Source organism: Pseudomonas sp. Pseusp15 (assembly GCF_059492165.1).
The window spans coordinates 5,000,154-5,026,870 of the sequence record NZ_CP168523.1 but is presented as its reverse complement, the minus strand read 5'-3'; the positions used below and the strand labels follow the sequence as shown (position 1 = coordinate 5,026,870).

Annotated in this window: 28 protein-coding genes and 1 tRNA gene; 12 read left to right on the top strand and 17 right to left on the bottom strand. The window is 59.3% G+C overall.

The features are described 5' to 3' along the window. Nucleotides 1–53: 53 nt before the first annotated feature. Entirely contained in the window at nucleotides 54–1,109 is a 1,056-nt protein-coding gene (locus ACEN8R_RS22640) for a PDDEXK nuclease domain-containing protein (protein ID WP_018929221.1), read from the bottom strand. Between the two features lie 260 nt (nucleotides 1,110–1,369). Here ACEN8R_RS22640 and ACEN8R_RS22635 point away from each other — a divergent pair, with 260 nt between their 5' ends. After that, nucleotides 1,370–1,819, top strand: coding sequence for a hypothetical protein (locus tag ACEN8R_RS22635; RefSeq protein WP_018929220.1), 450 nt, complete (start codon nucleotides 1,370–1,372; stop codon nucleotides 1,817–1,819). Between the two features lie 84 nt (nucleotides 1,820–1,903). On the opposite strand, the gene ACEN8R_RS22630 is transcribed toward ACEN8R_RS22635, so the two are convergent. From ACEN8R_RS22630 to ACEN8R_RS22610, 5 genes are all read right to left on the bottom strand, one after another. Then, a tRNA-Phe gene (locus ACEN8R_RS22630) sits at nucleotides 1,904–1,979 on the bottom strand. A 103-nt stretch (nucleotides 1,980–2,082) separates the two neighbouring features. After that, nucleotides 2,083–2,355, bottom strand: coding sequence for an oxidative damage protection protein (locus ACEN8R_RS22625; protein WP_018929219.1), 273 nt, complete (start codon nucleotides 2,353–2,355; stop codon nucleotides 2,083–2,085). Then, on the bottom strand, nucleotides 2,352–3,419 hold the full coding sequence (gene mutY, locus ACEN8R_RS22620) for an A/G-specific adenine glycosylase (protein ID WP_018929218.1): 1,068 nt from the start codon (nucleotides 3,417–3,419) through the stop codon (nucleotides 2,352–2,354). Before mutY ends, ACEN8R_RS22625 begins: the two co-directional genes overlap by 4 nt. Continuing rightward, on the bottom strand, nucleotides 3,416–5,650 hold the full coding sequence (locus ACEN8R_RS22615; protein WP_018929217.1) for an AsmA family protein: 2,235 nt from the start codon (nucleotides 5,648–5,650) through the stop codon (nucleotides 3,416–3,418). Before ACEN8R_RS22615 ends, mutY begins: the two co-directional genes overlap by 4 nt. Before the next feature lie 77 nt (nucleotides 5,651–5,727). Further along, entirely contained in the window at nucleotides 5,728–6,132 is a 405-nt protein-coding gene (locus ACEN8R_RS22610) for an acetyl-CoA sensor PanZ family protein (protein ID WP_018929216.1), read from the bottom strand. Between the two features lie 264 nt (nucleotides 6,133–6,396). Between ACEN8R_RS22610 and ACEN8R_RS22605 the strand changes: the two genes are divergently transcribed. From ACEN8R_RS22605 to hisF, 6 genes are all read left to right on the top strand, one after another. Continuing rightward, nucleotides 6,397–8,058: an OFA family MFS transporter gene (locus ACEN8R_RS22605; RefSeq protein ID WP_018929215.1), complete on the top strand. Its 1,662-nt coding sequence runs from the start codon at nucleotides 6,397–6,399 to the stop codon at nucleotides 8,056–8,058. A 204-nt stretch (nucleotides 8,059–8,262) separates the two neighbouring features. Further along, nucleotides 8,263–8,856 (top strand): imidazoleglycerol-phosphate dehydratase HisB, encoded by a 594-nt coding sequence (hisB, locus tag ACEN8R_RS22600; protein ID WP_007939452.1) that lies wholly within the window; start codon nucleotides 8,263–8,265, stop codon nucleotides 8,854–8,856. Continuing rightward, nucleotides 8,856–9,494 (top strand): imidazole glycerol phosphate synthase subunit HisH, encoded by a 639-nt coding sequence (gene hisH, locus ACEN8R_RS22595; protein WP_018929214.1) that lies wholly within the window; start codon nucleotides 8,856–8,858, stop codon nucleotides 9,492–9,494. The genes hisB and hisH overlap by 1 nt, the downstream gene beginning before the upstream one ends. Continuing rightward, the gene (locus ACEN8R_RS22590; protein WP_018929213.1) at nucleotides 9,495–9,752 is read left to right on the top strand and encodes a DUF2164 domain-containing protein; all 258 of its coding nucleotides are present in this window, start codon (nucleotides 9,495–9,497) and stop codon (nucleotides 9,750–9,752) included. A 42-nt stretch (nucleotides 9,753–9,794) separates the two neighbouring features. Beyond that, entirely contained in the window at nucleotides 9,795–10,532 is a 738-nt protein-coding gene (hisA, locus tag ACEN8R_RS22585) for a 1-(5-phosphoribosyl)-5-[(5-phosphoribosylamino)methylideneamino]imidazole-4-carboxamide isomerase (protein ID WP_007939449.1), read from the top strand. Between the two features lie 9 nt (nucleotides 10,533–10,541). Then, nucleotides 10,542–11,312 carry an imidazole glycerol phosphate synthase subunit HisF gene (gene hisF / locus ACEN8R_RS22580; RefSeq protein ID WP_018929212.1) on the top strand — a complete coding sequence of 257 codons (771 nt, stop codon included), beginning with the start codon at nucleotides 10,542–10,544 and terminating at the stop codon, nucleotides 11,310–11,312. Between the two features lie 36 nt (nucleotides 11,313–11,348). On the opposite strand, the gene ACEN8R_RS22575 is transcribed toward hisF, so the two are convergent. Next, nucleotides 11,349–12,878, bottom strand: coding sequence for a trypsin-like serine peptidase (locus ACEN8R_RS22575; protein ID WP_018929211.1), 1,530 nt, complete (start codon nucleotides 12,876–12,878; stop codon nucleotides 11,349–11,351). Nucleotides 12,879–13,091: 213 nt separating this feature from the next. Between ACEN8R_RS22575 and ACEN8R_RS22570 the strand changes: the two genes are divergently transcribed. Next, nucleotides 13,092–13,847: a substrate-binding periplasmic protein gene (locus ACEN8R_RS22570; protein WP_018929210.1), complete on the top strand. Its 756-nt coding sequence runs from the start codon at nucleotides 13,092–13,094 to the stop codon at nucleotides 13,845–13,847. Between the two features lie 54 nt (nucleotides 13,848–13,901). Here the strand turns inward: ACEN8R_RS22570 and ACEN8R_RS22565 are convergent, their stop codons facing one another. The 4 genes from ACEN8R_RS22565 to gpmI all read right to left on the bottom strand — a co-directional run bounded on the left by ACEN8R_RS22565 (nucleotide 13,902) and on the right by gpmI (nucleotide 19,093). Continuing rightward, entirely contained in the window at nucleotides 13,902–14,684 is a 783-nt protein-coding gene (locus ACEN8R_RS22565) for a divergent polysaccharide deacetylase family protein (RefSeq protein ID WP_018929209.1), read from the bottom strand. Nucleotide 14,685: 1 nt separating this feature from the next. Beyond that, nucleotides 14,686–16,005: a S41 family peptidase gene (locus ACEN8R_RS22560; protein WP_018929208.1), complete on the bottom strand. Its 1,320-nt coding sequence runs from the start codon at nucleotides 16,003–16,005 to the stop codon at nucleotides 14,686–14,688. Between the two features lie 34 nt (nucleotides 16,006–16,039). Continuing rightward, entirely contained in the window at nucleotides 16,040–17,332 is a 1,293-nt protein-coding gene (locus ACEN8R_RS22555; RefSeq protein ID WP_018929207.1) for a murein hydrolase activator EnvC family protein, read from the bottom strand. A 231-nt stretch (nucleotides 17,333–17,563) separates the two neighbouring features. Continuing rightward, nucleotides 17,564–19,093 (bottom strand): 2,3-bisphosphoglycerate-independent phosphoglycerate mutase, encoded by a 1,530-nt coding sequence (gene gpmI / locus ACEN8R_RS22550; RefSeq protein ID WP_258612974.1) that lies wholly within the window; start codon nucleotides 19,091–19,093, stop codon nucleotides 17,564–17,566. A 153-nt stretch (nucleotides 19,094–19,246) separates the two neighbouring features. On the opposite strand from gpmI, the gene ACEN8R_RS22545 reads away from it, so the two are divergent. The 3 genes from ACEN8R_RS22545 to secB are packed head-to-tail and all read left to right on the top strand — an operon-like array spanning nucleotide 19,247 to nucleotide 20,458. Next, nucleotides 19,247–19,660 carry a rhodanese-like domain-containing protein gene (locus ACEN8R_RS22545; protein ID WP_064615884.1) on the top strand — a complete coding sequence of 138 codons (414 nt, stop codon included), beginning with the start codon at nucleotides 19,247–19,249 and terminating at the stop codon, nucleotides 19,658–19,660. 1 nt (nucleotide 19,661) lies between these two features. Next, nucleotides 19,662–19,916: a glutaredoxin 3 gene (grxC, locus tag ACEN8R_RS22540; RefSeq protein WP_018929204.1), complete on the top strand. Its 255-nt coding sequence runs from the start codon at nucleotides 19,662–19,664 to the stop codon at nucleotides 19,914–19,916. A 56-nt stretch (nucleotides 19,917–19,972) separates the two neighbouring features. Further along, nucleotides 19,973–20,458: a protein-export chaperone SecB gene (gene secB / locus ACEN8R_RS22535; protein WP_007939439.1), complete on the top strand. Its 486-nt coding sequence runs from the start codon at nucleotides 19,973–19,975 to the stop codon at nucleotides 20,456–20,458. Between the two features lie 86 nt (nucleotides 20,459–20,544). On the opposite strand, the gene trmL is transcribed toward secB, so the two are convergent. Next, nucleotides 20,545–21,000 carry a tRNA (uridine(34)/cytosine(34)/5-carboxymethylaminomethyluridine(34)-2'-O)-methyltransferase TrmL gene (trmL, locus tag ACEN8R_RS22530; protein ID WP_138866651.1) on the bottom strand — a complete coding sequence of 152 codons (456 nt, stop codon included), beginning with the start codon at nucleotides 20,998–21,000 and terminating at the stop codon, nucleotides 20,545–20,547. Between trmL and ACEN8R_RS22525 the strand changes: the two genes are divergently transcribed. Beyond that, nucleotides 20,999–21,439, top strand: coding sequence for a hypothetical protein (locus ACEN8R_RS22525; protein ID WP_018929203.1), 441 nt, complete (start codon nucleotides 20,999–21,001; stop codon nucleotides 21,437–21,439). The two genes, trmL and ACEN8R_RS22525, sit on opposite strands and share 2 nt — an antisense overlap. A gap of 628 nt (nucleotides 21,440–22,067) precedes the next feature. Here the strand turns inward: ACEN8R_RS22525 and ntrC are convergent. The 5 genes from ntrC to ACEN8R_RS22500 all read right to left on the bottom strand — a co-directional run bounded on the left by ntrC (nucleotide 22,068) and on the right by ACEN8R_RS22500 (nucleotide 26,599). Continuing rightward, a complete protein-coding gene (gene ntrC, locus ACEN8R_RS22520) occupies nucleotides 22,068–23,504 on the bottom strand; it encodes a nitrogen regulation protein NR(I) (RefSeq protein WP_018929202.1) in 1,437 nt (478 codons plus the stop codon). Next, a complete protein-coding gene (gene glnL / locus ACEN8R_RS22515; protein ID WP_018929201.1) occupies nucleotides 23,501–24,586 on the bottom strand; it encodes a nitrogen regulation protein NR(II) in 1,086 nt (361 codons plus the stop codon). Before glnL ends, ntrC begins: the two co-directional genes overlap by 4 nt. A 230-nt stretch (nucleotides 24,587–24,816) precedes the next feature. After that, the gene (locus tag ACEN8R_RS22510) at nucleotides 24,817–25,437 is read right to left on the bottom strand and encodes a DUF4124 domain-containing protein (RefSeq protein ID WP_019020933.1); all 621 of its coding nucleotides are present in this window, start codon (nucleotides 25,435–25,437) and stop codon (nucleotides 24,817–24,819) included. Continuing rightward, nucleotides 25,434–25,949, bottom strand: a complete 516-nt coding sequence (locus tag ACEN8R_RS22505; RefSeq protein WP_018929199.1) for a DUF4124 domain-containing protein — start codon at nucleotides 25,947–25,949, stop codon at nucleotides 25,434–25,436. Before ACEN8R_RS22505 ends, ACEN8R_RS22510 begins: the two co-directional genes overlap by 4 nt. A gap of 101 nt (nucleotides 25,950–26,050) precedes the next feature. Further along, nucleotides 26,051–26,599 (bottom strand): chorismate mutase, encoded by a 549-nt coding sequence (locus tag ACEN8R_RS22500; RefSeq protein ID WP_495624369.1) that lies wholly within the window; start codon nucleotides 26,597–26,599, stop codon nucleotides 26,051–26,053. Nucleotides 26,600–26,717: the final 118 nt, after the last annotated feature.

The window sequence follows — 26,717 nt, the reverse complement described above, 5'->3', positions numbered from 1 at the left end:
CGGCGAGTTACTCACCATAGTCGTCATGCCGTTTATGAACAATCTGCCCGCGCTTATCGGGGGCGCTTGAGTAACCGCTCCTCAAGCACCGCCCATTCCCGATCCAGTTCTGTGCGAAGTTCCTCCTCACTCGGCAGCACCAGTCTGTAGGTACTTGCGAACAGTTGTTCGTTGCCTTGCAGCACTGAATAGCGCACCACCGATTCATCTTTTTGCGCGCAGAGAATGAGGCCGACGGTGGGGCCATCCTCCGGTCCGCGCTTGAGGTCGTCGTACATGCGTACATACATGTCCATCTGGCCGACATCCTGGTGAGTCAGTACGCCGCGCTTGAGGTCGAAGATGACGAAGCACTTGAGCAGGTAGTTGTAGAACACCAGGTCGATGTAGAAGTCTCTGCTGTCGGTACTGATACGTTGCTGGCGAGCGATGAAGGCGAAGCCTTTGCCCAGTTCGAGCAGAAAACCCTGGAGTTGATCGATCAGTGCTTGCTCAAGATCGCTTTCCTGAACCCGGCCTGCATTGGGCAGGCCGAGAAACTCGAGCAGCACCGGATCCCGGATGAAATCCCGAGGGCTGGCGTTCATTTGCTGGATGTTGATGGCGGCTTCCTGCTTGACGGCAACCCGGTCGCGGCTCGCCAGCAGGCGTTCGTAGTAGAGGGTGTTGATCTGGCGCTCAAGGGCGCGACTTGACCAGTTCTGGAGTGCTGATTCGTTCATGTACCAGTGGCGAGCGTTGTCGTTGTCGACTCGCAGCAGCCTGCGGTAGTGGGTCCAGCTCAATTCGGAACGCACTGCGTTCCAGATTGGAAAGGTCTGATAAAAATCCCGCATGTATCGCAGGTTGCGTTCATCAAAACCTTTTCCAAACTCGGAAGTCAGGACTTTGGCCAGTGTCGACAGCAGCTGCTTGCCATAAGTCGCCCGCCGAGCCCCTTCCTGCTCGAACTCCACGATATGCCGGCCGATCTGCCAACAGGTTTGCACCTGAACGGTATCGACCGCTCGCAGCACCTTTTGGCGCGCTTCACGGATCAGCTCGCCCAGACTGCCGAGCAGTGAAGCCATTTTTGGATCTTGAGTGTTATCGGGTTCGAGGTGGCTCATGACATCTTCCGCAGCTGGAAACAGACGCAAGAGGATGGCAGGAGAGCGATAGTCGAGGATGCCGGGCGCTGCTGATAAGTCGGAAGGAATTACCGGATTCGTCTTGCAGGACACCACCGACTACAGCTCGTACTTGAGGAGCAAATCGTGTAGTCCGATTCGCAGTGAACCCAATTCCGAATCGATCTAAAACTTGAGTATTCGGCGATAAATCTAAAAGGAGTAACGAGTGGGTTCTACGTAACCCGGGAGTCGCCATCATGAAGTACGTCCATTCATTCATGCTGCCCATCGCCGCTGTCGGCGTACTGCTGTTGCCAATCGCGCTTAACGCCGCCAGCCTTGAGCCAATTGACAGCTCGGCCGTGCAAGTCCAGCAGCAACAACAAAACGGGATTACCTACCTGTCCGGGGGGGTTGGAGAGGACGAGGCTAAAGCCATTCAGCAAACCAAGGGCTACAACCTGCACATGACATTCTCCACCGGGCCTCAGGACGAATACGTTCCCGATGTGGATCTGGTTATTCAGAAAGCCGCAGGGCAGACCGTGCTGACACTGAGTGAGGCTGGACCGTTGGTTTACGTTCAGCTGCCTGCCGGCAAGTACACCGTTATCGCCACGCATAAAGGTGAGGTGCGGCGTGATACGGCGGATGTGGGCAGTGGTGCCGCTCGCAATCTGGTTTTCCACTGGGGCGGTCAAAACTAGTCAGGAGAGGTGGCTTGCGTGATGTCCGATTAAATCGCAGGCATAAAAAAACCCTGAATCTTGCGATTCAGGGTTTTCGGTATTTGGTGCCCAGAGACGGAATCGAACCGCCGACACGGGGATTTTCAATCCCCTGCTCTACCGACTGAGCTATCTGGGCAACGGGGCGCATTAAACGGGTTTTTCAGGAGGTCGTCAAGCAAGTTTTCAAAAAATATTTAATTATTACCGTCGCTTACGTGCCGACCCCGAATTTTGATCAATTATTGAGCAGGTGGAACGTAGCCTTCAGCCTTGGCGTATTCCTCGCCGGAAAAGTATTTGTCCATCTCACCCTGAAGGTATTTGCGGTCTTCGGCGTTCATCATGTTCAGGCGTTTTTCGTTGATCAGCAGGGTCTGGTGTTTCTGCCAGTCGGCCCAGGCCTTGGCCGAGACGTGGTCAAAAATGTCCTGACCTTTTGCACCCGGGAATGGAGCGCGCTCCAGGGCGGGCAGTTCTTCTTTGTACTTGCGGCACATGATGGTGCGGGTCATGACGACTCTCCTGCGTTCAATACGGCGGCCGCGCGCTCGAGCAAGGTTTTGACCGGGGCGGCAAGGCCCAGGCGCGGCGGGGTGGCGAGGTTATACCAGAGCCAGTCGGCCTCGGCCACGTGATGGCCGGCCTCCTGGACCTGCACCAGCCAGGGTTCGATGGATAATTGAAAGTGACTGAAGGTGTGCACCAGGCTCGGCAGTGCCTGCTGGCTGCCCAGTTCCAGCGAGTGCTGCGAAGCCAGATGTTGCAGGTCGTCGAGGTCATCGAGTTCCGGCAGGCTCCAGAGACCGCCCCACAGGCCCGTGGAAGGGCGTCGGTAAAGCAGAATCGCGCCGTCGCCGTTGGCGAGCATCGGCATCAGCGTGCGCTTCTGTGGCACCGCTTTGCGTGGCTTGGGGATCGGGTAGCGGGTTTCCAGGCCGAGCGTGTGTGCTTCGCAGCCCTTTTTCAGTGGGCAGAGCAGGCAGCTCGGCTTGCTGCGGGTGCAGAGCGTGGCGCCCAGATCCATCATCGCCTGGGTGTAGGCGTTGACCCGATCATGCGGCGTGAAGCGCTCAGCGTTCGCCCACAGCTGTTTGGCGACCTTCGGCTCGCCCGGATAACCCTCTTGCGCAGTAAAGCGCGCCAGCACCCGTTTGACGTTGCCGTCGAGGATCGGCGCGCGGATACCCATGCTCAGGCTGGCAATCGCCCCGGCGGTGGACAGGCCGATACCCGGCAGCTCGGTGAGTTTTTCCACATCACGGGGAAACTCGCCGCCATATTCGGCGACCACAATCTTCGCGGTCTTTTGCAGGTTGCGCGCGCGAGTGTAGTAACCGAGGCCGGTCCACAGGTGCAGTACCTCGTCTTCCGGTGCTGCGGCCAAGGCTTCGACGGTTGGCAGCGAGGCCATGAACCGGTCGAAGTAGTTCAGCACCGTGCTGACCTGGGTCTGCTGCAACATGATTTCCGAGACCCACACCCGATAAGGGGTGATGCCCTGTTGCCAAGGCAAATCGTGGCGGCCATGGCGGTCGTACCAATCCAGCACGGCCGTTGAAAACTGCTCGGCTCTCATCGCTTGAACAGCCCCTTGAGCGCGTTTTTCAGTTCCGGGCTGACTTTATCGCCAAGCTTCTCGTCGATTTTTTCGCTGATGTGCTCGCCGGCCAGTTTGCTGGCGACCTGGCTCATGCGTTCGCTGTCGAGGCGGCAAGCCTTGGCGCCCAGCTCCAGCGGGCCACGGCAGCGCAGCGGCCATTCGATGCCGACGAATTTCTCGCCGACCTGACAAGCCGGGTCCGGCATGTCGCTCTTGTCGCCTTCGACGATGATGCCCAGGCGGTAATCCATGCCCAGCACCCGCAGGTCGATGTCGCCGTTACCGTTCACGGTCATGCCTGGGACGCGCACTTTCAGGTCCGGGTTATTGGCCACGCCGTTGCGCAAAGTCAGGTTGCCCTTGAGCTCCTCGAAGGGCGTGTCCTTGCCCCGTGGTTCGCCACTGAGGGTTTTGCGATTCAGGGTGGCGATGCCTTTGCACAGTTGTTGCTCAAGGTTGGCATTGAGCAGCATGCCGTTGTTGATGACGAAGCTGGCGTTGCCGTTGAGACTGTCGATCAGCGCGCTCTCGCTATTGCCACTGCCGGTCAGGGTGCTGTTGAGCGTGACCTGGCCTTTGACCGGTGGATTTTTCCCCTGGCCCTCGAGGATTTTCTCCACCGGCACGTTGTTGATGCGCGTCTGTATGTTCAGCGCTGGCACTTGCTGGCGCACATCCAGGGTGCCCTTGGCTTCGAAGTTACCGTCGTACAGATCGCCGCGCAGGTTCTCCAGGGTCAGCAGGCCGCCCTGGCCATTGGCCTTGAGCACCGCGTTCTGGATCGGCAGTTTGTCGAGGGTCAGTTGGCCGAAGGTCAGGTCGGCGTCCACGTCGAGTTTGCTCAGGCGCTCCACCGGGAACAAGCGGTCGCTGCTCCACGGGCCTTTGGTCGGTGATGGCGGCAGCGGTGTGCTGCCAGGGCCGGCCAGGGCATCGGCCTCGGTGCTGGCCACTTCGGCCTTGCGTACCTGAGTTGCGCTGTTGGCTTCGGCGGATTTCGGCGGCAGGTAACGGTCGACGTTGAAGGTGTCAGCCTTGAGGGTTGCCCGCAGCGATTGCTTGGCGAAGTCTTCGATGGCGATGCGGCCGCTGAAGTTGCTGTCGTCAAGTTTCAGGTTGATGTTATCGAGCGACAGGCTGGTCGGCGTGCCGGCAACCTGGCTGACCAGTTCAACTTTGCTCAGGCTACCTTCGGCCATCGCCGGGAGTTTCTGGCCGATGCTGTCGACGAATTTCGCCAGGTCGAATTGGGCAATCGACAGGCCGCCGCTGATTTGCGGGGTCTTGTCGAGGTCGTTGGCTTTCAGTTCACCCAAGGCACGCAACTGGTTGGCGGAGATCTTGATGCCAGTCCATTCGGCGACGTTGGCGGCTTTGTCCAGCAGCAACTGACCTTGAGCGGCGAAGGTCATGGTCTTGCCTTGCAGCGGATCGCCAGCGACTTCGCCGGAGAGTTTCATGTCTTCGAACTTGTAGCGTTGCAGCGCTCGCTCGAAGCGCAGCTCGCCAGCCAGCTCGGTCCGCACCCGCAGAACTGGTTGGTTGGTGCCCAGGAACGCCGTGAGTTTGACCGGGATGTTGGTCGAGTCATGGACCGGGCCAGTACTCAGCTGGATGCTTTCGGCGCTGAACTGCTTGCCGGTTTTTTCGTCGCTGTACTCAACGCGGGCGTTGTTGACGGTCAGGCTGTCGATGTCCAGGCGGACCGGCTGAGCCGGTTTTTCGGCCTGGGCGGTGGTCGTTGGTGCGGGTTCGCCGGTGGTGGCGGGCGTTGTGGTCGAGGTCGTCGCAGCCGCAGGTGCCGGCACCTTGCCGATGTCTTCCCAGTTGCCATGGCCGTCCTTGTCACGGTTCAGGCGCAGGTTCAGGCCTTCGACGCGCACATCGCTCATCTGCACTTCGCGGCGCAGCAGCGGAATCACGCGGACCGACAGACCGAGCATCTGCAGGTCGGCAAACGGCTCGGTGGGCTTGGCCAGGGTCGCCACACTGGCTTCGTGTAATTCCAGGCCCAGCCAGGGGAACAGGCTCCAGCCGATATCGCCATTGAGCGTCAGCTCGATGTGGGCCTTGTCGCGGGCAATCTGGCGAATCTCGTCTTTGTAGTCGTTGGGATCGAAGAAGTGGGTCAGGGCAAAGCCCAGCGCCACAATGATCAGCAACAGCCCGAGAAGTACCAGACCCAGGATTTTGCCGAACGCTTTCATGGGCGAGTCCTTGTATTAGTCGAATTCGAAATTTAGCCGGGGAGTATAGCGCCCCGAAGTGGCCGCCCGGTCAGCGATCATGTCGGGAGCACATCCAGCGGCACTTTCAGCTTAGCCGCCAGCGCCTGGGCTTCTAGGTGCCCGGCGGGCGCCAGCAGGTGCAATGTCGCGCCCGATTGCACCGCCATTTTCTGCGCTTCGCTTACCAGGCGCTCGGCAACACCACGGCGGCGGGTGATTTTTCGTACGCATAAATGGGACAAATGCCAGGTGTCATGGTGCCGTTGCAGACGTGCTGCGCCCAGCAACCGATCGTTGAAGCGTCCGGCGACCAGCGAGCCGTCCCGCAAGCAGCTTTCGATCAGCTCAGCATCCCCTGTAAACGGCGCAAACAGCCAGCTCGGGGCATCGCGGTAGATCTTCTGCAGATCTTGCTGATCCTGATAAGTGACCTGGTTCAGCAGCTCGACAATGATCGGCATGGAAATTCCTGTGAAGTTAAACGGAGCCATTCCCCGTGAAAACAATGTTCATCCAGTGGTACGAGATCGGATGACATACAAAACGTGATATCAGTTTGGTTTTTCTGTCACGTGCAAATGGTAACCTCTGCCCGTTCGTCCGTCCTTCTGCGACGTGATGTCGCACCAAAATGAAGCTTCACCTAAAAACAGTCATGTCTGCGTGCATAAAGGCTGGGGGTGAGGAGCGGCTGGCGAACCCTACTAATAATTGGGGGAAACACCATGACTACGAGCATCACGGCGGACGGCTTTGCCGACCGGCCCGCGTTCCTGTCCAAGGAACGCATCATCGCCAAGCCCGGTTTTAACCGTTGGCTTGTACCACCGGCCGCTCTGGCTATCCACCTCTGCATCGGCATGGCCTACGGCTTTTCGGTGTTCTGGCTGCCACTGTCCAAGGCCCTGGGCGTCACCAAAGCCGTGGCTTGCGCGCCGGACATGAGCTTCATCGCTCAGGTCTTTTCGTCGCAATGCGACTGGCCGATCTCGATGCTCGGCTGGATCTACACCCTGTTCTTCATCTTCCTGGGTTGCTCGGCAGCGATCTGGGGCGGTTGGCTCGAACACGCAGGTCCTCGCAAGGCGGGCGTTGTATCGGCACTGTGCTGGTGTGGCGGTCTGCTGATTTCGGCGCTGGGGGTCTATACCCACCAGATCTGGCTGATGTGGATCGGTTCCGGGGTTATTGGCGGTATCGGCCTGGGGCTGGGCTACATCTCGCCGGTCTCGACCCTGATCAAGTGGTTCCCGGACAAACGCGGCATGGCGACCGGCATGGCAATCATGGGGTTCGGTGGCGGCGCGATGGTCGGCGCTCCACTGGCTGCGGCCCTGATGGGCCACTTTGCTTCGCCAACCAGCGTCGGTGTATGGCAGAGCTTCCTGGTGATGGCCGCGATCTACTTCGTGTTCATGATCGGTGGCGCACTGTCCTACCGCGTTCCGCCAACCGGCTGGAAGCCTGAAGGCTGGACGGCTCCGGCGAAAAAAGCTTCGAACGCGATGATCACTCACCGGCACGTCCACGTGAATGTGGCGTGGAAAACCCCGCAATTCCGTCTGGTATGGCTGGTGCTGTGCCTGAACGTGTCGGCGGGTATCGGCATCCTCGGCATGGCTTCGCCGCTGTTGCAGGAAGTGTTCGCCGGTAAATTGCTTGGCAACGACCTGACGTTCGGTCAACTGGACGCTTCGCAACTGGCCTCGATCGCCGCCATTGCTGCCGGTTTCACCGGTCTGCTGAGCCTGTTCAACATCGGTGGCCGGTTTTTCTGGGCTTCGTTCTCGGACTACCTGGGTCGCAAAAACACCTATTTTGTGTTCTTCGCCCTGGGTTTCGCCCTGTACGCGCTGATCCCGAACCTCGGTCACTTGGGCAGCGTTGCGCTGTTCGTGGCGGCGTTCTGCATCATCCTGTCGATGTACGGCGGTGGTTTTGCGACTGTTCCTGCCTATCTCGCGGACTTGTTCGGTACGCAAATGGTCGGCGCGATCCACGGTCGTCTGCTGACAGCCTGGGCGGCGGCGGGTGTGTTGGGGCCGGTGTTGGTGAACTACCTGCGTGAATATCAGCTGAGCATCGGTGTTGAACGTGCCGCAGCGTACGACATCACCTTGTACATCCTTGCGGGCCTGCTGGTGCTGGGTTTCATCTGCAACCTGCTGGTGCGTCCGGTGGCGGACAAGTACTTCATGACCGATGCCGAACTGGCCGCCGAACAGGCGCTGGGCCACGACAAGGGTGCTGACGCCAGCACTGTGCTGGAGTGGAAAGCGGATGCGGGCACCAAACCATTGGCGGTGGCTGCGTGGCTGGTGGTAGGGATTCCGTTGGCGTGGGGTGTTTGGGTGACGCTGCAGAAAACGGCTGTCCTCTTCCACTAAGTAGACGCATCACCCCTGTAGCTGATCGCTCACACGCTTTGCGTGTGAGCGATCAGTGGTCCTGAGATGCTTGTACGGACATGTCTATCCCCGACAGCACGGGGTTCACTCCGTCAGTGATATCACCTCCCGTGTTTCTGTTTAGCGCCCGCGACCCTATAATGGCTGCCTTTTTCGCCCCAATGATTTTTTGCGGAGCTGGTGATGGCCGAACGTATGGCGTCTGTCGAGCGCGACACTCTGGAAACCCAGATCAAAGCCTCGATCAACCTGGATGGCACCGGAAAGGCCCGATTTGATATCGGCGTGCCTTTTCTTGAGCACATGCTGGACCAGATCGCCCGTCATGGGCTGATCGACCTGGATATTGTCAGCAAGGGCGACCTGCATATCGACGACCACCACACAGTGGAAGACGTCGGTATCACCCTGGGTCAGGCCTTCACCAAAGCCATCGGCGACAAGAAAGGCATCCGTCGCTACGGCCACGCCTACGTGCCGCTCGATGAAGCGTTGTCGCGTGTGGTGATCGACTTCTCCGGCCGTCCTGGCCTGCAGATGCATGTTCCGTATACCCGCGCTACCGTCGGCGGCTTCGACGTTGACCTGTTCCAGGAGTTTTTCCAGGGCTTCGTCAACCACGCCAACGTCACCCTGCACATCGACAATCTGCGTGGGCACAACACCCACCACCAGATCGAGACCGTGTTCAAGGCTTTCGGCCGCGCGCTGCGCATGGCCGTAGAGCTGGATGACCGCATGGCCGGGCAAATGCCTTCGACCAAAGGCGTTCTGTAATGCAGACGGTCGCGGTTATCGATTACGGCATGGGCAACCTGCACTCGGTGGCCAAGGCCCTCGAGCACGTGGGTGCCGGCAAGGTCTTGATCACCAGCGATGCCGACGTGATTCGCGAAGCCGACCGGGTGGTATTCCCCGGTGTTGGCGCGATTCGCGATTGCATGGCGGAGATCCGTCGCCTGGGCTTCGATTCGCTGGTGCGTGAAGTCAGCCAGGACCGTCCGTTCCTTGGCATTTGCGTGGGCATGCAAGCCTTGCTCGACAGCAGCGAAGAGAACGATGGCGTCGACTGCATCGGTCTGTTTCCAGGCCAGGTGAAGTTCTTCGGCAAGGATCTGCATGAAGACGGCGAACATTTGAAAGTGCCGCACATGGGCTGGAACGAAGTGAAGCAGACGGTGATTCACCCGCTGTGGCACAACATTCCGGACCTGGCGCGCTTCTACTTCGTGCACAGCTACTACATCGCTGCCGGCAATGCGCGGCAGGTGGTCGGTAGCGGTCATTACGGGGTCGATTTCGCCGCCGCGCTGGCCGATGGCTCGCGTTTCGCCGTGCAGTTCCACCCGGAGAAGAGCCACACCCATGGCCTGCAATTGCTGCAAAACTTCGCCGCGTGGGATGGCCGCTGGTAAATGGCTGCCAAGAAGAAGCCGCCGATCCTGACCCTCACTCCCGAGCAGGAGAGCGAGGCCAATCACAAGATCAAGCGCTTCATGGAGGACCGCTTCGAACTGGACCTGGGTTCGTTCGAAGCGGCTGAAATCCTTGAGCTGTTTACCCGCGAAATTGCTCCGCACTATTACAACAGGGCGATTTTCGATGTGCAGACGCACCTCAAAGAGAGGTTCGAAAGCATCGAAAGCGACCTGTGGGCGCTCGAGAAAAACTGATTTCCGAGCGAAGCTGAACACTCGAATTTGAAGGTTTGCCAGATGCTGATTATTCCCGCTATCGATCTCAAAGACGGTGCCTGTGTTCGTCTGCGCCAGGGCCGCATGGAAGATTCCACAGTGTTCTCCGATGACCCGGTGAGCATGGCTGCCAAGTGGGTGGAGGGCGGTTGCCGTCGTCTGCATCTGGTCGACCTGAACGGTGCGTTCGAAGGCCAGCCGGTCAACGGCGAAGTGGTCACCGCCATCGCCAAGCGCTACCCGAACCTGCCGATTCAGATCGGCGGCGGTATCCGTTCCCTGGAAACCATCGAACACTACGTGAAAGCGGGTGTGAGCTACGTGATCATCGGCACCAAGGCCGTGAAAGATCCGGCCTTCGTCGCCGAAGCCTGCCGCGCGTTCCCGGGCAAGGTGATTGTCGGCCTCGATGCCAAAGACGGTTTTGTCGCCACCGACGGCTGGGCTGAAATCAGCACCGTGCAGGTCATCGACCTGGCCAGGCAATTCGAAGCCGACGGCGTGTCCGCGATCGTTTATACCGACATCGCCAAAGACGGCATGATGCAGGGCTGCAACGTCTCTTACACCGCTGCTCTGGCTGCGGCGACGAAGATCCCGGTCATTGCATCCGGCGGTATCCACAATCTGGGTGACATCAAGTCGCTGCTCGACGCCAAGGCACCAGGCATCATCGGCGCCATCACCGGCCGGGCGATCTACGAAGGCACCCTCGATGTCGCTGAAGCGCAAGCTTTCTGCGATTCGTACAAAGGCTGAGGACTCACCATGGCGCTGGCCAAACGCATCATCCCTTGCCTGGACGTGGATAACGGCCGGGTGGTCAAGGGCGTCAAGTTCGAGAACATTCGCGACGCCGGCGACCCGGTGGAAATCGCCCGTCGCTACGACGAGCAGGGTGCTGACGAGATTACCTTTCTCGACATCACTGCCAGCGTCGACGGCCGCGACACCACGCTGCACACCGTCGAGCGCATGGCCAGCCAGGTGTTCATCCCGCTGACCGTGGGCGGCGGCGTGCGTACCGTGCAGGACATTCGCAATCTGCTGAACGCCGGTGCGGACAAGGTCTCGATCAATACCGCTGCCGTGTTCAACCCGGAATTCGTCGGCGAAGCGGCGCAGCATTTCGGCTCGCAGTGCATTGTCGTCGCGATCGACGCCAAGAAAGTTTCCGGCCCGGGCGAACCCCCGCGCTGGGAAATCTTCACCCACGGTGGTCGCAAGCCAACCGGCCTCGACGCCGTTGAGTGGGCGAAGAAAATGGAAGGCCTCGGTGCCGGCGAAATCCTGCTGACCAGCATGGACCAGGACGGCATGAAAAACGGTTTCGACCTGGGCGTCACCCGAGCTATCAGCGATGCGCTGGGGATTCCGGTGATCGCCTCAGGTGGCGTCGGCAACCTGCAGCATTTGGCCGACGGTATTCTCGAAGGCCACGCCAGTGCGGTATTGGCGGCGAGTATTTTCCACTTCGGCGAATACACCGTTCAGGAAGCCAAGGCCTACATGGCCCATCGCGGAATCGTGATGCGATGAAGGCCCGCGGCCCGGAGAAAACGCTCCGGGCCGATGTTATGGGGCAACTTGAGCGTTGGATGACGCAGCCTTATGAGTTCCAGTTACCGGGCTCAGTAAGTCGATCCTCGGTTCGGACGCCTGTCCCGATTTGTCGTAGGCAATGACGCAAAGCTTTCCCGGAAGTTTCTCGCTCGGAATAAAGAAGTCCATTGTCATGTCTTCAATGTATTTTTCGGGTTGATGACAGTCCGTTGTTTCTACAGGACCAAACTTGATGGAGTAGGTCCGATACGGCTCTTCTGCTTTCGCCAGTGTTACAAACACGTTGCTTTCAAAGGACAAGTTGGCCTGCGCGGTTGGTGTGTTATCCAATATCTCTACGGGTAAAGACAACGCGTTTTTCAAGAGGCCTCTTGAGGCGTGCTGTTCAGCTGATTCCAGACCTAAAATGCATAGAAAATAGAATCCAGGTTTCGTACCTATCTCAGAATTGATTTGTGCATCTGTTGAGCTTATTGGATCGCTGTAATTTTCGGTTTCCTCGCATTTCATTGCGGAGGAAACGGTTTTATGACGGTAGAAGGGAGTACTGATCGAAAATCGATAGTTCCAGGTCGGGATGATTATGGAACCATTATTGAGCTGTTTAACTCTCTTGTATCTGTCCAGCTCGGCTGCGCCATCGTCAACGGTAAAAGCCGGGTAGAGTTGGCAGGACGATGGCGGATTTGGAGCGATACGGCCTTGTGAGAAACACCCGTTGAGAAGCGCCGTGGGGTTGCCATACACATTTTCGTGTACCGCCACATAGTCATTTCCAACGCGCGTGCAGGGCGCATGATCGCGGCATGGGACAACATCAACCTCGAAATTTCCTGTTCCCACTACCCCTACGATCTCGTTTGAATAGCGATCCAGCACGGGGCTTCCGGAGCTGCCGCCTCGAATGTCCTTGCAGCGAGTCATAAAGGTGTTCCGCCACACCCATGGACCTTCAACAAGGTCCTGGGTGGGCTGCAAAGTACAAGCCGCCATGCGCAATGTGATTTGGTCGAAACCTGTTGGCGCCCCCACGATCAAGACATCGGTGCCATTCGTTGGTGTCTCACTCGCCAGTTTCAACGGTTGTATGCCATCCGCAATGAGCTTTTGAAGGCTGACATCCAATTCAACTATGGCCATATCAACGCCTTGCATGCTCCGCCATATCGTTGTCTTCAGCGGATAGGCCTTGAACTTGGAGGTGTCGGTGAAATAATTGAATGTGATGGTGCCGCTGATCGGGCTGTCGGTCACGATGTTGCCATTGGTCAATTCAATGCAGTGTCCCGCAGTAAGTACGTAAGCGGGCGTTTCCGGCAACTCTATTTCATCGCGTGTATCCAGAAGGGCCGCGGTACAGCTCCCGTGATTGATCGCCAGGCGCCCGATACCTTGCCAGTGGTCGCGGGAGCCGTCGGTATTTTCAAGGATTTTGGAAGGGGTCAGGTTCTGCAGGCCTTCGCCATAATCGCTGTTGTTCGCAAAACTGAGTGTACACAGTGAGCACAATGCACTGGCAAGAAGTATGGGGATCGAATTCATTGAAGGGTGCCTCTGATTAATTGAAGAAACGGCCTGTGGCCGGGTATTTGCAATTAATCAGGTGAGGCTGGATGGAGGGTGGTAACTATCTACCACAGTGACTGTGATACCCATTATTTTAATGATGCAGATAAGGCCGTTATCAAAAGGCCAGTAGACAGCATGGCGGGCTCAAGGCACTCTTGGGCACGCCATGGATTTCGGTAGCCCGACATGCTTAAACGTCTTCTTCTTGTCCTCGCCAGCGCTTCTCTGTTGCTCATCAACGGGGCTCGCGCCGAAGAAGGTCCCGACACCGGCCTGGTATTGCTGACGGAAAACTTCCCCCCGTACAACATGGCGAAGAACGGCAAGAACTTCGCCCAGGACGAGAACATCAATGGCATCGCCGTGGACATTGTCCGCGAGATGTTCAAGCGCGCTGACATCCCCTACAGCCTGACGCTGCGTTTCCCTTGGGAGCGAATCTACAAACTCGCTCTGGAAAAGCCCGGTTATGGCGTGTTCGTAATGGCGCGGCTGCCGGACCGCGAGAATCTCTTCAAGTGGGTCGGCCCTATAGGCCCGGACGACTGGATCATGCTGGCCAAGGCTGATAGCAAGATCACCCTGGAATCGCTGGATGAGGCGCGTAAGTACACAATTGGTGCCTACAAAGGCGATGCGATTGCCGAGACTTTGGCCAAGCAAGGGCTGAAGCCGATTGTGGTGCTGCGCGACCAGGACAATGCGAAGAAGCTGGCTAACGGTCAGATCGATCTGTGGGCTACGGGTGATCCGGCGGGACGTTACCTGGCGCGGCTGGACGGGGTAACCGGGCTCAAGACCGTACTGCGCTTCAACAGCGCCGAGCTGTACCTGGCGCTGAACAAGGACGTGCCGGATGAGACTGTCGCCAAGCTGCAAGCCGCGCTGGATCAGTTGCGCAAGGAAGGTGTGGTGGACGACATCATGGCGCGGTATCTCTAAATCCCAACACCGAACCTCGTAGCTTACGCAAAACACTGTGGGAGGTGCGGCAAGTCAGCGGTAGACGCCATCCTTGCCATGAGCAGCCGTCGCACGATTGCCGCGCACGCTGATCATCAATTTGATGTCGATCCAGTCAATTCCCTGTGCCTTGAGCTTGGGCAACTCACGCTCCAGCACCGCCAGAGTCTGCGGATACGGATGCCCGATCATCACCGCCGAACCCTGCTTGCGCGCCAGGCTGATCGCCGTCTGTAGCTGCGTGAAGATCGCCGTTTCGGTGGGCTCGTCATCCAGAAACACGTCCCGCGAAACACTTGCCAAGCCAATCTTCTGCGCCTCGGCGGCGGCCACGGTTTGCGCACTGGTGCGGCTGTCGACGAAGAATTTGTGCCGACGCTGCAAGTCCGCCATCAGCCAGGCCATGGCCGGTTGCTGAGCGGTCATGCGGCTACCCATGTGGTTATTGATGCCGGCGGTATAGGGCACCATGTTGAATGCGGCGTTCAGGCGCTTTTCAAGTTCTTCGATGGGCAACTCGGGATGCCAGGCGAATGGTCCGGTGGCCGGGTCCATGGGCATATGCAGAATGACAGTCTTGCCGGCGCGATGGGCTTCGCGGGCGAATTCGGTGGCGTGGGGTGTATCGGGCATGATTGCCGTGGTGACCGGGCCGGGCAGGGCCAGCACGCGGCGATCCCGGGGCAGGTTCTGCCCCAGGTCATCGATGATCAGGCTCAGATAAGCCTTGTGAGGTGTGGTCGCTGTCGTGGCAGGTGCTGCGTGAGCAACTCCCGCCAGACTGCACAGCAGACCGAGTAGTAACCGCAGGCGCATCTCAGTGGCCGCGGGTGATGCTCAGCCCTTTGAGCAGGCTCAGGGCCTGGGCCAACTGGTAATCGTCATCCTGCGGCATGGCCTTGGCTTTGCCGCCCGAACCGCTCGGTTTGTCGGCGCCGCCGTTGCCATTGCCCAAGTGACCTTGCAGATCGGCTTCCTTGAAGTAATCGCCGTCCTGCTCGTTGGTGATCTTGGCCTTGCGCACTTCGATGTCCGGGACGATGCCCTGAGCCTGAATCGAGCGGCCGTTCGGCGTGTAATACAGCGCCGTGGTGATTTTCAGTGCGCGATCGTTGTTCAGCGGCAACACGGTCTGGACCGAGCCTTTGCCGAAACTGGTGGTGCCCATGACCACCGCACGTTTCTGATCCTGCAGGGCGCCGGCGACAATTTCCGAGGCCGAGGCGCTGCCGCCGTTGATCAGCACGACCATTGGCACGGCTTCGCTTTCGTCCTTGCCGGTGGCGGAGAAGCGCAGTTCAGAGTTGGCGATGCGGCCCTTGGTGTAGACGATCAGGCCCTTGGTGATGAAGTGGTCGACCACTTCCACCGCCGATTGCAGCACGCCGCCCGGGTTGTTACGCAGGTCGAGGACGATGCCGCTGAGCTTCTTGCCGTTGTCCTTGCGCAGCTTGGCCAAGGCCTTGGAGACCTCTTCGCCGGTCTTGACCTGGAACTGGGTGATGCGGATGTAGCCGTAGCCGGATTCCAGCAGCTGGCTCTTGACGCTTTTCACCTGGATGGTGGCGCGGACGAGGGTCACGTCGAACGGAGTGCCGCCGTCGCGGACCAGGGTCAGGGTGATCTTCTGGCCGATCTTGCCGCGCATCTTGTCCACGGCTTCGGTCATGCTTTGGCCGCGAGTCGGCTGGCCGTTGATCTTGACGATGAAGTCGCCGGCCTGGATGCCAGCCTTGGAGGCCGGGGTGTCATCGATAGGCGAAACCACTTTGATGAAACCGTCTTCCGCGCCGACTTCGATGCCCAGGCCGCCGAATTCGCCGCTGGTGCTTTCCTGCAATTCAGTGAAGTCTTCCGGGCCCAGGTAGGCGGAGTGCGGGTCGAGGTTGCTGAGCATGCCTTTGATGGCGTTTTCCAGCAGGGTCTTGTCGTCAACCGGTTCTACATAGGCTGCCTTGATCCGGTCCATGACTTCGGCAAAGGTGCGCAACTCGTCCAGCGGCAATGGCGCCTTGGTGGTCGCAGCAGTGCCGGCAGGCGCGACCGCCGGGGCCGGTTGAGCGGCAAACGCCAGAGGCGCGCCGATCACCAAGGCGATCGTCAGGGCCAGCGAGGTAAGGCGGGACAAATGCAGCATGTCGAACGAACTCCTAATGTAGGTGACTCAACGCCTATCCTTGCGCGCGGCACCATTGCGCCGGGTCACTCGGGTGACCCTGCTGACGAATAGCGAAATACAGTGCTGGTGTGTCCTGCCCGCCACTGTTACCGACAGTGGAGATGGATTCACCGGCTTTTACCACGTCACCCGCAGACTTGAGCAGCGTCTGGTTGTGACCGTAAAGACTCAAAAAACCATTGCCGTGGTCGAGAATCACCAGCAGCCCGGCCCCACGCAGCCAGTCGGCAAACACCACGCGACCGCCGTGCACGGCATGCACCTGGCTGCCGGCGGAGGCGCTGATCATCACGCCGTCCCATTTGGTTCGGGCATCGTCGCCACGGGTTTCACCGAAGCGCGCCAGCAGTCGACCATCAACCGGCCATGGAAGTTTGCCGCGGGTGGAAGCAAAGGGGCCGCCAAAGGTCTCGCCTGAACTTGAAACCAGGGCGCCGGGCGTCGATTTGACGGGTTTGCGTGGGGCATCGGTGGCGTCTGCTGCTGCCTGAGCCTCACGTAACCGCTTTTTTTCGGCTTCCTGCTGGGCGATCAGCGCTTTTTGCCGCGCTTCTTCTGCCTCACGGGCCTGGCGGGCCAAGGTTTCTTCAATGGTTTTAAGGACTTTAGACAGGTCTGCCTGATCCTGCTCGCGGGCGGCCAGTTTCTGGTCTCGAGCTTTCACGTCGTCGTTGAGCTTGGCCAGGACTTGCTGGCGCTCCTTGCGGACCTTGTCGAGTTCGTCGCGCTGGCTGTCGAGGCTGCTTTTCTGCACCAGCAATTGCGCTTGCTGCATCGAGATGTCTTTTTCGACATTGGCCAGTTGGCGCAGGGTTTCGTTGAAATTCTTCAGCTGCTCCAGGCGGGCCTGGCTCAGGTAGTCGTAATAGGTGAGGGTGCGGGCGAATTTTTCCGGGTTCTGCTGGTTGAGCAGCAGTTTCAGGTACTCCTGGCGGCCATTCTGATAGGCCGCGCGGGCCTGGATGGCGATCAGTCGTTGCTGGTCAATGCGCGCGCTCTGGAGTTTTTTTTTCTCGGCATCGAGTCGCTGGAGCTCGGATTCGCTTTTCTTCAGCTCTTTTTGCAGCGCATCGACCTGCTTCTCGAGCTTGCCCATCTCGGTTTCGGTGCCTTTGAGGTCTTTCTGCACCCCGGATTTTTCTTCCTGCAGCTTGCCCAGCAGCTTTTTCAGTTCGGCAATGTCCTGACGCGTGGCGTCCAACTGTTGTTGGGTTTGCGTGCGCTCGTCGGCAAAGGCCGGTTGGAGCAGGCATGTCAGAGCGAGGGCTATCAGGACGCGAAGCATAGAGGCGGGCGACACCAGGGAAAGGGACGGCCTAGTATGCCCGCCCCACGCTGCAAAAAAAACGCCCAATTGGGACTGTGTGATAACTGGAGTGAAAAACACTGAAAACCAATGTGGGAGCGGGCTTGCCCGCGATGACGTCCTGACATTCAACATAGCGGTTGGCTGTCAGATCGCTATCGCGGGCAAGCCCGCTCCCACAGGGTTTGGCGGTGTTTTTGAAGAAGCGGATTACACCAGAATCGAAGTCCCGGTCATTTCCACAGGCTTCTCAAGCCCCAGCAACTTCAGCATGGTCGGCGCCACGTCGGCCAGCACGCCGCCTTCGCGAACCTTCAAGTCACGCTTGCCGACATAGATGAACGGCACCGGCTCGGTGGTGTGGGCGGTGTGGGCCTGGCCGGTGGAGGCGTCGGACATTTGCTCGACATTGCCATGGTCGGCGGTAATCAGGGCTTCGCCGCCGACTTTTTCCAGTGCCGTGACGATACGGCCGACGCAGGTGTCCAGGCATTCCACAGCTTTCACCGCCGCCTCGAATACACCGCTGTGGCCGACCATGTCGCCGTTGGCATAGTTGACCACGATCACGTCGTAACGCTGGTTTTCAATGGCATCGACGATGCGGTCGGTGACTTCCGGGGCACTCATCTCGGGCTGCAAGTCATAGGTGGCGACTTTCGGCGACGGGATCAGGATGCGTTCTTCGCCCGGGAACGGTTCTTCGCGGCCGCCGGAGAAGAAGAAGGTCACGTGGGCATACTTCTCGGTTTCGGCGATGCGCAGCTGTGTCTTGCCGTTTTTCGCCAGGTAATCGCCCAGTACGTTTTCCAGGCTACCTGCAGCGAAAGCCGACGGCGCGGGGATGCTGGCGGCGTATTGGGTCAGCATGACGAAACCGGCCAGTTTTGGCTGGCGAGCACGTTCGAATTCCTTGAAATCGTCTTCGACGAACACGCGGGTCAGTTCGCGGGCACGGTCGGCGCGGAAGTTCATGAAGACCACGGCGTCGCCATCTTCGACCTTCACCGGCTCACCGATGCTGGTGGCTTTGACGAATTCGTCGCTCTCGCCACGTTCGTACGCGGCTTGCAGGCCTTCCTGGGCGGTGGCGGCATTGAATTCGCTGGCGCCATCGACGATCAGGTTGTAGGCCTGGGACACGCGATCCCAACGGTTGTCACGGTCCATGGCGTAATAACGGCCAATGATGCTGGCGATCCGGCCTTTGCCGAGGGCTTCGAAGGTTGCATCCAGCAATTCGATCGACGACTGGGCGCTTTTCGGCGGCGTGTCGCGGCCGTCGAGGAAGGCGTGCAGGTAGATTTTTTCGGCGCCGCGCTTGAAGGCCAGCTCAGCCATGGCGATCAGGTGGTCCTGGTGGCTGTGAACGCCGCCATCGGACAGCAGACCCATGAAGTGCACGGCTTTGCCGGCAGCGACGGCTTTATCCACCGCGGCGCAGATGGTCGGGTTCTCGAAGAACTCGCCGTCGCGGATCGCTTTGGTCACGCGAGTGAAGTCCTGATACACCACCCGGCCGGCGCCGAGGTTCATGTGGCCGACTTCGGAGTTGCCCATCTGGCCGTCCGGCAAGCCGACGTCCATGCCGCTGCCCGAGATCAGGCCGTTCGGCACGGTGGCCCACAGACGGTCCAGTACGGGCTTCTTCGCCGCATAGATGGCGTTGGATTCAGGGCTCTCACTGTGACCGAAGCCGTCGAGAATAATCAGGACCAAAGGTTTAGGCGTGGTAGTCATGGATTCCACTCGTGGCTGAATTAAAAGAGGGCGATGGAAAAGGGAGTGGCAGTTTAAAGCGAAGTTCCGGCCACGTCACCGCCGGACGGGGTTTGGCCCACCATAGTGGCTGTGTATACTGGCCGACATTTTAACGCCCTGGAACCTCCTTCGATGGTTGATCACCTGATTCAATTCGCCACCAACCACTACATTCTCGTGGGTATCTTCGTTGTACTGGCGGCCCTGCTATTGGCCTATCAGATGCAAGGCGGTGGCCGCAGCCTGAGCACCGGTGAACTGACCGGGCTGGTCAACAAGGACGCAGGCGTGGTGGTCGACATTCGTCCGACCAAGGATTTCGCCGCCGGTCACATCGTTGGCGCGTTGAATATTCCTCAGGACAAACTGGCCACTCGTGTCGGCGAACTGGAAAAGCACAAGGCCAAGACCATTATCCTGGTCGACGCCATGGGCCAGACCGCCGGTACTCATGCCCGTGAACTTGTGAAAGCCGGTTTCACCGCTGCCAAGCTGTCTGGCGGTATTTCCAGCTGGAAAGCCGATAATCTGCCGCTGGTGAAGTGATATGAACAACGTCGTCGTCTATTCCAGCGATTACTGCCCTTATTGCTCGCGAGCCAAGTACCTGCTCGAGAACAAAGGCGTGGCCTTCGAAGAGATCAAGGTCGATGGCAAGCCGCAGGTGCGTGCCGCGATGGCTCAGAAGGCCGGACGAACGTCCGTGCCGCAGATCTGGATCGGCAACACCCACGTTGGCGGCTGTGATGATTTGTTTGCCCTGGAGCGCGCCGGCAAGCTCGACGCCATGCTCAAGGCCTGACTGCGTTACTTAGAAATAGCTAACCCTATAAGACCCGAGATCAGAAAGGATCTGAGATGACTGACCAACAGAACACTGCAGCTAGCGAAGAAGAAAACGCACCGCAATTCTCCTTGCAGCGCATCTACGTACGTGACTTGTCCTTCGAAGCCCCGAAAAGCCCGGCAATCTTCCGCCAGCAGTGGGAGCCGAGCGTCGGTCTGGATCTGAACACCCGTCAGAAGGCGCTGGAAGGCGACTTCCACGAAGTCGTGCTGACCCTGTCGGTCACCGTGAAAAACGGTGAAGAAGTGGCGTTCATCGCTGAAGTGCAACAAGCCGGGATCTTCCTGATCAAGAACCTGGACGCGGCTTCGATGAGCCACACCCTGGGCGCGTTCTGCCCGAACATCCTGTTCCCGTACGCTCGCGAAACCCTGGACAGCCTGGTGACCCGCGGTTCGTTCCCGGCCCTGATGCTGGCCCCGGTGAACTTCGACGCGCTGTACGCACAAGAGCTGCAACGCATGCAGGCGGCTGGCGAAACTCCGACTGTCCAGTAAAAGAAGCTTCGTTTGCTCCATGAAAAAAGCGCCTTCAAAGGCGCTTTTTTCATGGAGCAAACGAAACCTGTCGTCGGATCGTGAGGTTACTTGAACCCGAGCTGACGCCAGGCTTCGTACACCGCGATGGCCACGGTGTTGGACAGGTTCAGGCTGCGACAGCCTTCGCGCATGGGCAGGCGCAGGCGTTGTTCGCCGGGCAGGGCTTCGAGCACTTCGGCTGGCAAGCCACGGCTTTCCGGGCCGAACAGGAAGGCATCGCCCTCGGCGAAGCTGGCATCATGGAACGGTCGCGAACCTTTGGTGGTAAAGGCGAACAGCCGAGGGTGGCCGAGGCTTTCCAGACAGCTGGCGAGGTCTGCGTGGCGTTGCAGGGTGGCATACTCATGGTAATCGAGGCCCGCCCGGCGCAGGCGCTTGTCGTCCATCTCGAAGCCCAGCGGTTCGATCAAATGCAGGTGGCAGCCACTGTTGGCGCACAGCCTGATAACGTTGCCGGTATTCGGCGGAATTTCTGGTTGGAAAAGGATGACGTGAAACATGCACGGCTCCGAAGGTAAAGATGAGCAGCATTCTACGCCGCAAGCCGATCCCCGTTCGAAACTATTCCTGCGGGTGATGGGGTCACTGGCGATTGTCGGGGTGATGGTGGGCCTGATGATCGGTCGTCTGACTGCGCCCGACCCCAGCGTTTTGCAGCAGGTCGAGGTGACCAATGATGGACTGGTGGTTTGGTTCAACAACGAGCCCAAAACCCACGGCGAGTTGGTCGACGGCAGTGTCGCGCTGTTGTTCGAGGCTGAAGGCCGTGCACAGAAAGGTCAGCTTAAGCTCAACGGCAAGGATGTGAACTGGCGAACGCGATTGAGTGATGGGGGATTGTTGCTGACGGTGGTGGCGGCCCGGCCCCTGCAGGGCGACTGGGCCGGTAGCAAGGTCGATGACCGCTGGCGGCTGGAGATCCATCTCCGAGAGCAATAAAAGAGGGAATCCCCGGCCTGCCTGTACCAAGGTTCCCAAAACGGGAGGGCTCGCGCATTGCATCGTGAGCCCGGTGTAAAGAGGGAATCCCCGGCCTGCCTGTACCAAGGTTCCCGAAACGGGAGGGCTCGCGCTTTGTATCGTGAGCCCGGTGTAAAGAGGGAATCCCCGGCCTGCCTGTACCAAGGACCCCAAAACGGGTGGGCTCGTCGCTGTTGCGGTATGAGCCCGGTATAAAGAGGGGAATCCCCGGCCTGCCTGTACCAAGGTCCCCGAAACTGGGTAGTGAATCGAACCACTGATTGGACTATTGCAGGGGGCGTGCCAGTTTTTAATATGCTGGAATGAAAAATCGCTGAGTAGCGCTGAAAGCCCCGTATTCCGGGGCTTTTGTGTTTTTGCGGTATGGTTTTTCCTGCAGATGAGCGCGGGATTGGGGACGGGGTGCTGTGCGCAATTGCGGTTCACGGTGCATTGCCGCGGTGCACGGTGGCCCCAAAAGCATCGCGGGCAATCCCGCTCCCACAAGGTTCAATGGTGTTCACGCGATAGTGAAACCATCGAAATTCCTGTGGGAGCGGGATTGCCCGCGATTGGATCCGGAACTCAGTGAGGAGCTGGCGGCTAGTTAACCCTCATCCCCCTCATCATCATCCCCACCGTCTACCTTCATCCCCAATTCCTTGATCTTGCGCGTCAAGGTATTACGCCCCCAGCCCAGCAGCACGGCGGCGTCGCGGCGGCGGCCGGCGGTGTGTTTGAGGGCGGTTTCGATCATGATCCGCTCGAAGGCCGGTACGGCGCTGTCGAGCAGGCTCGATTGGCCTCGTGCCAAAGCCTGGTCGGCCCACTGGCGCAGCGCCTGCTCCCAATTGGTTACCGGTGCTGAATCCTGCGGCAGGCTCAGCAGCTCCGGCGGCAGGTCGCTGATGTGCACTTCGCGACCTGAAGCCATTACGGTGATCCAGCGGCAGGTGTTCTCCAGCTGACGCACGTTGCCTGGCCATGGCAGGTTTTTCAGGTATTCCTCGGTTTCGCTTTTCAGCAGTTTCGGTTCCACCGCCAGTTCTTGCGCGGCGCGGCTGAGGAAGTGCTTGGCCAGGGTCGGGATGTCTTCGCGACGGTCCGACAGCCGTGGAATGTGGATGCGGATTACGTTGAGGCGGTGGAACAAGTCCTCACGGAATTTTCCGGCATGCACCAGGGTTTCCAGATTCTGGTGAGTCGCGGCGATGATGCGTACATCGACCTTCACCGGCACATGACCGCCGACGCGGTAAAACTCGCCGTCCGCCAGTACCCGCAGCAAACGAGTCTGGGTGTCAGCCGGCATGTCGCCGATTTCATCGAGGAACAGCGTGCCGCCGTCGGCCTGTTCGAAGCGCCCGCGACGCAGGTTGGCTGCGCCGGTGAACGCGCCTTTTTCGTGGCCGAACAGTTCGGACTCCATCAGATCCTTGGGGATCGCCGCCATGTTCAGCGCAATGAACGGCGAGGCCGCCCGTGGGCTGTGACGGTGCAGGGCGTGGGCCACCAGCTCTTTACCGGTGCCGGATTCGCCGTTGATCAGCACGGTGATGTTGGAGTGACTCAAGCGCCCGATGGCGCGAAACACTTCCTGCATCGCCGGCGCCTCGCCGATGATTTCCGGGGTGCGGGTCAGCGTCGGGACGACTTCCAGGCCTTGCTGTTCCTGTGCGTGTTGATTGGCGCGCTTGACCAGGGAAACGGCTTCGTCGACGTCGAACGGCTTGGGCAAGTATTCGAACGCGCCGCCCTGATAGGACGCGACAGCGCTGTCCAAGTCGGAGTGGGCAGTCATGATGATGACTGGCAGCCGTGGGTGTTGTTCGCGAATCCGCGCCAGAAGGTCCAGGCCGCTGGCACCCGGCATGCGAATGTCGGAGATGATCACGTCCGGCTGCTGGCGCGCCAGGCGGCTCATCACGCCATCGGCGCTGTCGAAGCTTTGCGTGGTCATGCCTTCCTGTTGCAAGGCTTTTTCCAGGACCCAACGGATAGAACGGTCGTCATCGACGATCCACACGGTTTCACTACGGCTCATGTCGATGTGGCTCCTTGTTCCAGTGGCAGAAAGATCGAGAACGTGGTGTGGCCTGGATGGCTGTCACATTCGATCAAGCCCTGGTGCTGGCTGATGATGTTCTGGGTAATGGCCAGGCCCAGCCCGGTACCGTCCGGGCGGCCGCTGACCATGGGGAAGAAGATGGTTTCCTGCAGCTCGGCGGGGATCCCCGGGCCGTTGTCGATGATCTCGATCTTGGTCACCAGGCGATGGCGCACGTGGCCGATGGTGAACTGGCGCATGGCGCGGGTACGCAAGCTGATGCGGCCAAGGCGCAGCTCGTTCTGGCTGCTGATGGCCTGCATCGCGTTGCGCACGATGTTCAGCACGGCTTGAATCATCTGTTCGCGATCAATCAAGACATCCGGAATGCTTGGGTCGTAGTCGCGCACCAAAGTGATGCAGCCCTGACTTTCGGCCTCCACCAACTGACACACACGCTCCAGCACTTCGTGGACGTTGCACATGGCCAGCGACGGTAGCTTGTTGGAGCCGAGCATGCGATCCACCAGATTGCGCAGGCGATCGGCCTCTTCAATGATGACGTTGGTGTAATCGCGCAGGCTTTCTTCCGGCAACTCACGGGCGAGCAACTGAGCCGCGCCACGAATGCCGCCGAGAGGGTTCTTGATCTCGTGGGCGAGGCCACGCACCAGCATTTTGCTGGTTTCCTGCTTCGACAGTTGCGCCTCTTCCTTGGTGATCCGCAGGAGGCGGTCGCGAGGATGAACCTCCAGCAGCAGCATCGTGTCGCCATTGCTCAGGATTGGCGTCACGGCGTAGTCGACGGTCAAGGTCTGGCCGGTGAGGGCGGTGAGCATCGCTTCGCGCTTGGTGAACGGGTGTGCCTGCTCGACTGCCTGGCGCAGGGAGTTCAGCGCTTCGGTGGACTCGGTGAACAACTCACTGATGAACTGCCCATGGCTACGCTGGCCGCTGATGGCCAGGAGCATTTCCGCCGCCGGGTTCATGTACTCGAGGCGCAGTTCGGCGTCGAGCAGGATGGTGGCGGTGGTCAGGTTGTCGAGTAGCAAGCGGTGTAGTGCGTCGCTAATGGTCATCAGGACCTCTTTTGGAGCAGGGCATGCGCATGAATAACGCGCCGGTATGAGGAAAATGCAAAAACCAAACCAAGGCTCCGAAAAGAAGCGTTTAGAGCCTGAAACGGGCGTTTTACGCTCGTTTGCATGGCGTTCTGCCAGTTTTTTCGAGTACTTTCGAACCAAAATGGGCTGAGATGTGGGTATGGTGCAGATGTTTGCACCAATATAGTGCGCAAACCTGAACGAGGTTAGAAGAAGGGCAAGAAGGCGCTTTTTTCTTCTTCAGGCTTGTCTTTAAGGGGGCATTCCGGCCGTTGGCCGTAGTCGGTGAGGGTGCAGGGTTTGACTTGGCGTTTCTGCGCCAGGGAAATGCGCAGCATATGGAACGGTTGATTGGCCGTGCGTTCGACGGTGCGGCCCTGTTCGTCGAGGATTTCCACCGACAGGTTGTGACTGCCGCGGTCGATATTGCTCAGGGCGAACACCGGGCTGGGGCCGGGCTCGGCGGTGGGCTGGCCGTCCAGCAGCAAACGGTAACGATGACCCTGTTGCAGGCCGGGTTCGCTGGTAACGCTGACGATCAACTCACCGGCACTGCTACGGATCGTGGCATCCGGTTCCGGCACCAGCACCCGAAGCATGTCGTAATGAAACAGTGGTTTGGCCGGGTTTGTTTTCGCAGCGGTCATGGGCGCTGCGCCACTCGGGTTGGCTGACATTCGATTGCTTGTCGCCAACGGCACACGTTTGGCGTTGCGGGCGCCCGGCTGATCGGTGAAGACCCGATTACCCTGAGCGTCGATATATGTGAAGACCTCGGCCATCGCCGGCAGGCTGACCAGGCACGCGATCAACAGCCAGGCCCTCAAGGTTTATGCACCCGTTGCACGGTGAGCGTCACGGTGGGGCTCTGTTGCACGACGTTTTGCCCGTCGATCACCTGAACCGCAAGGTTATGTTCGCCACGGTCGATGTTCACCAGTTGCAGAGTCGGCACGTTGCTCGGCTGGCCGTAGGGTTGACCGTCCAGTAACAGCCTCAATCGATGAGTGCCTTGCAGGCGTGGATTGATCAATACGCTGACGGTGAACGTGCCGTTGTTGGCGCGCAAGGCTTCTTCGGTGGGCAGGCCGCTCAGCTCCAGCACCTGATAGGCGCTGTGCGGTTGGTCACGGCTACTGGCTTGCGGCGGTGCTACGGGTTCGCTGGGCGACTGACGCTCGACGCTGTTGAGCGGTGGCAATTCGACCGGCCGGGCTTTGACGCCGTCGGGCGGCTGATTGCTGTAGGCGGTGTTGCCATTGGCGTCGGTGTACTTATAGATCTGCGCAGCGGCGGGCAGGGCGATCAGTACGAGCAGGCATAACAACAATGAGCGCATTGCAGGCTTCCATTGGCCGTTGGGCAAGTGTCCGGCCCTGTTCCGTTCGTGGCGACTAAGCGCTGAGCATAGAGCACATCAGCGCATGTCGGCAGGCCGGCTCAGCGGCTGGCGCTGCACAACTCAGCGCTGGCGCGTACCTTGGCGAGCTCGCGCAGAGATACTTGGGTGCCGGTTTTATTGGCCTTGGCCAGCCAGGACGGGCACTGCGGGTCGTTGCGATAAGGGCTGAAATCGGCCAGTTGTTGCAGCAGGCGTTTTTGTAACTGATCAAGTTGCGGGCGGATCTGCCCGACGAGGTCGGGGCGAGGATCGTTGGGTGCCTTGCCTTGCGCATGCCAGTCAGACAAATGCGCGTATTGCACCAGTTTGTTGGCCTCGATCTGCGCCGAGAAGAACTGTTCGACGGCTTCGTTGCTCAATTTATAAGCAGGTGCCAGGGCAACGGCGCCGGCAATCACCTCACGCTCGCGCTGACGGTCCTCGACGGGTTTACCGCTGTCCCATTTGCTCAACGCGACTTGATCGGCAATCGCCAGGCGCTCCTCGATGGTGCCAAGCAGTGGGGCGAGGGCGGCAGGTGCCGGGCTGGCGAAAGCGCTGTTGGCCAGCAGGGCAGTGAGCAAGGCAAGGGATGAGCGTAGGTGCATGGAGGATCTCGACTTTATCGGGTGAAGGCCATGATGCACGCAACCGGGCATTCGATGACAGACGTTCGCCCACAAAAAAGGCCTCCCGAAGGAGGCCTCTCTTTTGTCACGCTGCGTA

Bases quoted from the DNA above. Each gene is read 5' to 3' on its own strand.
- ACEN8R_RS22640 (WP_018929221.1), bottom strand. From the start codon at position 1,109: ATGAGCCACCTCGAACCCGATAACACTCAAGATCCAAAAATGGCTTCA.
- ACEN8R_RS22635 (WP_018929220.1), top strand. From the start codon at position 1,370: ATGAAGTACGTCCATTCATTCATGCTGCCCATCGCCGCTGTCGGCGTA.
- ACEN8R_RS22625 (WP_018929219.1), bottom strand. From the start codon at position 2,355: ATGACCCGCACCATCATGTGCCGCAAGTACAAAGAAGAACTGCCCGCC.
- mutY (WP_018929218.1), bottom strand. From the start codon at position 3,419: ATGAGAGCCGAGCAGTTTTCAACGGCCGTGCTGGATTGGTACGACCGC.
- ACEN8R_RS22615 (WP_018929217.1), bottom strand. From the start codon at position 5,650: ATGAAAGCGTTCGGCAAAATCCTGGGTCTGGTACTTCTCGGGCTGTTG.
- ACEN8R_RS22610 (WP_018929216.1), bottom strand. From the start codon at position 6,132: ATGCCGATCATTGTCGAGCTGCTGAACCAGGTCACTTATCAGGATCAG.
- ACEN8R_RS22605 (WP_018929215.1), top strand. From the start codon at position 6,397: ATGACTACGAGCATCACGGCGGACGGCTTTGCCGACCGGCCCGCGTTC.
- hisB (WP_007939452.1), top strand. From the start codon at position 8,263: ATGGCCGAACGTATGGCGTCTGTCGAGCGCGACACTCTGGAAACCCAG.
- hisH (WP_018929214.1), top strand. From the start codon at position 8,856: ATGCAGACGGTCGCGGTTATCGATTACGGCATGGGCAACCTGCACTCG.
- ACEN8R_RS22590 (WP_018929213.1), top strand. From the start codon at position 9,495: ATGGCTGCCAAGAAGAAGCCGCCGATCCTGACCCTCACTCCCGAGCAG.
- hisA (WP_007939449.1), top strand. From the start codon at position 9,795: ATGCTGATTATTCCCGCTATCGATCTCAAAGACGGTGCCTGTGTTCGT.
- hisF (WP_018929212.1), top strand. From the start codon at position 10,542: ATGGCGCTGGCCAAACGCATCATCCCTTGCCTGGACGTGGATAACGGC.
- ACEN8R_RS22575 (WP_018929211.1), bottom strand. From the start codon at position 12,878: ATGAATTCGATCCCCATACTTCTTGCCAGTGCATTGTGCTCACTGTGT.
- ACEN8R_RS22570 (WP_018929210.1), top strand. From the start codon at position 13,092: ATGCTTAAACGTCTTCTTCTTGTCCTCGCCAGCGCTTCTCTGTTGCTC.
- ACEN8R_RS22565 (WP_018929209.1), bottom strand. From the start codon at position 14,684: ATGCGCCTGCGGTTACTACTCGGTCTGCTGTGCAGTCTGGCGGGAGTT.
- ACEN8R_RS22560 (WP_018929208.1), bottom strand. From the start codon at position 16,005: ATGCTGCATTTGTCCCGCCTTACCTCGCTGGCCCTGACGATCGCCTTG.
- ACEN8R_RS22555 (WP_018929207.1), bottom strand. From the start codon at position 17,332: ATGCTTCGCGTCCTGATAGCCCTCGCTCTGACATGCCTGCTCCAACCG.
- gpmI (WP_258612974.1), bottom strand. From the start codon at position 19,093: ATGACTACCACGCCTAAACCTTTGGTCCTGATTATTCTCGACGGCTTC.
- ACEN8R_RS22545 (WP_064615884.1), top strand. From the start codon at position 19,247: ATGGTTGATCACCTGATTCAATTCGCCACCAACCACTACATTCTCGTG.
- grxC (WP_018929204.1), top strand. From the start codon at position 19,662: ATGAACAACGTCGTCGTCTATTCCAGCGATTACTGCCCTTATTGCTCG.
- secB (WP_007939439.1), top strand. From the start codon at position 19,973: ATGACTGACCAACAGAACACTGCAGCTAGCGAAGAAGAAAACGCACCG.
- ACEN8R_RS22525 (WP_018929203.1), top strand. From the start codon at position 20,999: ATGCACGGCTCCGAAGGTAAAGATGAGCAGCATTCTACGCCGCAAGCC.
- trmL (WP_138866651.1), bottom strand. From the start codon at position 21,000: ATGTTTCACGTCATCCTTTTCCAACCAGAAATTCCGCCGAATACCGGC.
- ntrC (WP_018929202.1), bottom strand. From the start codon at position 23,504: ATGAGCCGTAGTGAAACCGTGTGGATCGTCGATGACGACCGTTCTATC.
- glnL (WP_018929201.1), bottom strand. From the start codon at position 24,586: ATGACCATTAGCGACGCACTACACCGCTTGCTACTCGACAACCTGACC.
- ACEN8R_RS22505 (WP_018929199.1), bottom strand. From the start codon at position 25,949: ATGCGCTCATTGTTGTTATGCCTGCTCGTACTGATCGCCCTGCCCGCC.
- ACEN8R_RS22500 (WP_495624369.1), bottom strand. From the start codon at position 26,599: ATGCACCTACGCTCATCCCTTGCCTTGCTCACTGCCCTGCTGGCCAAC.